Raw genomic sequence first — 3,411 nt, 5'->3', positions numbered from 1 at the left:
GGCCCTCGCCATCACCATGACGCATGAAATGCAAGACGACGGCCGCACCCAGCCCCTCCAGATCGGGATAAGCGGCGCGATAGTCGTCCGGGTCGATCAAGGGATGAGGCTGGCGTTTTACGTTGCGCTGCACCTGAAACAGAAAGTCCTCGAACGCAGTCCTTGCGCCGTGGCGTGCCCAGTTCGGATACCGGGCCTTGTACCAGACCGTCGAGAAATACGGGCTTGGGTCCAACCCCGCAGCGTCGCCATAGGCAACGAAATGCTGCACAAGCCCGCCGATCCCCTGATCGCATCCTGACAGGCGCCGATAGTAGTCTGCATCGAAAAGGTCGCTTAGCATGGTTCACATGCCGCCTGTTCGTGCCGCAGGCCCCTGCGCTGTCTGGCGCGAATGACGGATGGCTTCGGCTTGTCCGCCGAATACGGCTTGAACACCAACCGCTTCAGGCCGGCGTTGCGTGCGACACAGGGCGATATCACGGGAATACCCGCCTTTTCGCGCCCGACAACAAGTATCCGGCGCCCCTTGTGGGCCTCTGCTTGTCGCTCACAACGGCCTCATAACTGATGGAATGTCGAAGACATGGTTATCATTCCTGACCTGCCCCGCAATAGCGCTTGCCCGTCTGACCTGGACCGGCCTTCAACCACCGATGGCAGCAGCATCCCGTGACGGACCCGTGCCGCAGCCGGCGAACTGGCCTCCGGCGCCCTCACCTTGCAACAGCCGATCCGATGGTCGATGCTATGCGGGTAATCGGCTGCAACGGACGAATGGCCAGATCAAATCCGCAAAAGCTCTGGCATTACGCAGGCCCGATCTCGGGCGAAACGATCATGCCGGGGCTGATACGGTTCATCCGTGACATCTTTTCTGTCGACGCGTCCCCGCTGCTTTCCATCGGCCATGACCCTGAGACTGTCACGTTCGGTTGGTGGCATGGCAGCGAGCTGGCCGCGAACATAAGCGTTTTCCCGCGTCGGCTTTGTCTTCAGGGCACGGATATCCAGGCGTTGGGAATTCAATCGGTCGGGGTCAGGCCTGATTTTCGCGGCAAGGGGCTGTTCACCGACCTGATCCAGAAAGTGGTTGCCCATGCCGACAATCGTTCCTGCCCGATTGTCTTTACCACAGACAAGCCAGATATCTTTGTGCCATGGGGCTTCAGGCCGGTGCCGTCGAGCGCCTTCGTGGTTCCCGTGCAGCCCTCGCTCCACGCTCCGCGTTACCGCCGCCTTGCCATGGATCAGGCAAAGGACATCGACCTGATCAAGACTTGCTTTGCCACAAGGGCACCAACATCCCTGGTCGCATCAACCCGCGATCACGCTTCTGCATTTTTCATGGCTGCATTGGCGAACCCCGGTATCGAGGTGCTGCATCTGACCGATCTGGATGCGATCATCGCTGTCCGGGGCCGCGAAGGCAAAGCAATGATCCTTCTGGATGTCATCGCCGCATCCATCCCACAGGTGCAGGACATCGCGGCCGCCTTGGCCTATGCTGGTTCCCGGGTGATCCTGCATCTGACGCCCGATCTTTTGGCGCCGGAATATGACGAGATTCCAAACCCCTATCCTACACCCTTGATGGTCCGAGGGTCGTTCGCACCGGAAGGGTTGCCGATCATGCTGTCGCGAATGCGCGTATAGGCTGCCACGCTTCCGGGGCCCAAAACCCAGACCATGTTGGGCGCATTGATCCCGGGCGCCCATCCACGGCGCTGGCCGTGGCCGCAGCAGGTTTGCTGCCATATCATTCGGCGCGGTGCTTGTTGCCAATCTGGGCCGGCATAACAATCGAATCTGCTGACCGACCTGGATCAGGCCGCGCCCGTAGCTTGGCTGTTGCGGCTGTGTTTTCGGCTGACACAGTGTCCTGGGGCCATCTCCGGCGGTCGAAACCATAGAGGTGGATTGAGATTGACATGTCAGGCACGAAATTCAAGCATGGGTTGCGGAGCAAGTCAGCCGGGTGCCTGAATGTCGCAAGTCAGATCGGTTGCGGGGTGCGTCTAGGGCATGTCACTCGGTTTTGCTGCAGGTTTTGGGTTGATGATCGTTGCAGCCATTTCCTGCGCAGACCGGCCTGCCAGTGCCCAAGTCGTTTCTCATGGAAGCCTTCCCCCGTTTTCTGTTTTCAAGGACTGCGATCAGTGCCCTGAAATGGTCGTCATGCCGGCCGGCTCATTCATGATGGGGGCGGTTCCGGGCGAGTCGAAGGATCCGTTCGACATCTATGGTCCGGTTGACGCCAAGGATTTCGTTCTCCGCGTTCGCGAACCTGATGAAATCAACATCATCCCCAGCGAACACCCCCGCCATCAGGTCGAGATGGATATCCCCTATGCCATCGGCCGCAATGAGGTGACCCATGCCGAATGGATGTCTTGTGTCGCAGACGGGGAGTGTCCGTATGTGCCCGATCACCGCGTGCTGACAATGACCGGCTATCGAACACTTGGGCCACAGCACCCTGTGATCAATGTCTCTTACCTTGATGTGCAGGATTATGTTGCCTGGCTGAACCGCCGGGTCGGTGCGCAGGTCTATCGTCTGCCGACCGAGGCCGAGTGGGAATATGCCGCCCGCGCCGGGACGGATACACCCTTCGCGCAAGGCGATGAACTGAGGTCAGACCAGGCCAATTTTTCGCGCAGCGCCACCGAGAACCTGCTCAAGATGCCACGACCGGATATCATCGAGCGGAAAGCCCCGGTTCCGGTCAACGAACTGGAGGCTGCAAACGCCTGGGGTGTTCGACACATGTCCGGGAATGTTGCAGAGATTACGCTTTCATGCTGGACCGACACGCATCTGGGACTGGCGACGGACAGTGCCTATCTGGCGGAGGCCGAGGCGAAGTCACCCTGCCGACGGGTCGGCAAGGGCGGGGCATTCAACACGGCTATGGATGGCCTGCGGCCAGCGCACCGTTTCCGCCCTGAAGAGGATTACAGGCGCGCTTTCTTCGGGTTTCGCCTTATCAGAGAACTTCTTGTGCAGGAAAGCAAGCAATAGCGCCCTTGATGCCGACGGTGGTAGTTCGACCACTCTCCGCGTTATAGGGTATGTCGTGTTGACAAAAGGGATTCACAGGGAGTTCTGATCTTGTTTCAGGCGGGTATCTGCGATGGAGACCAGCTTGGCCTGAGACCTGATGTCGGATGAGGAGTGGGCGTTCCATGAGCGCTTCATCCTCGGCCTCCGCGCTCCGAATGGGCGCAACCCTCTGAACCACCGCCTTGTTCTGGGTGGGATTTTCTGAATCGAACGCACCGGATCGCCGTGGCGTATGCTGTGACACCCGATACCTCGTCCATCTGATGCTCGCGTCTGGCCCAGGGAAAGGGCCGGGCATGAACAGATCGGAGTTCAGCGAAGAACAGATCCTCCGCGATCCCCCAC

Annotated in this window: 2 protein-coding genes and 2 pseudogenes; 3 read left to right on the top strand and 1 reads right to left on the bottom strand. The window is 59.6% G+C overall.

What is annotated here, in order from left to right:
• Window positions 1-343, bottom strand: a pseudogene (locus tag C5F44_RS17535) (glycosyltransferase); the annotation flags it as partial.
• Between the two features lie 395 nt (window positions 344-738).
• On the opposite strand from C5F44_RS17535, the gene C5F44_RS17530 reads away from it, so the two are divergent.
• The 3 genes and pseudogenes from C5F44_RS17530 to C5F44_RS18215 all read left to right on the top strand — a co-directional run.
• The gene (locus C5F44_RS17530) at window positions 739-1,656 is read left to right on the top strand and encodes a GNAT family N-acetyltransferase (RefSeq protein ID WP_107674927.1); all 918 of its coding nucleotides are present in this window, start codon (window positions 739-741) and stop codon (window positions 1,654-1,656) included.
• Window positions 1,657-2,025: 369 nt separating this feature from the next.
• Entirely contained in the window at window positions 2,026-3,024 is a 999-nt protein-coding gene (locus tag C5F44_RS17525; protein WP_107674925.1) for a formylglycine-generating enzyme family protein, read from the top strand.
• A gap of 139 nt (window positions 3,025-3,163) precedes the next feature.
• Window positions 3,164-3,268, top strand: a pseudogene (locus tag C5F44_RS18215) (IS5/IS1182 family transposase); the annotation flags it as partial.
• Window positions 3,269-3,411: the final 143 nt, after the last annotated feature.

Origin of the sequence: Fuscovulum blasticum DSM 2131, from assembly GCF_003034965.1 — a bacterium.
Lineage (GTDB): Bacteria > Pseudomonadota > Alphaproteobacteria > Rhodobacterales > Rhodobacteraceae > Pseudogemmobacter > Pseudogemmobacter blasticus.
Note: the sequence above shows the minus strand (reverse complement) of the source record. Positions and strands in the feature narration are given on the sequence as shown.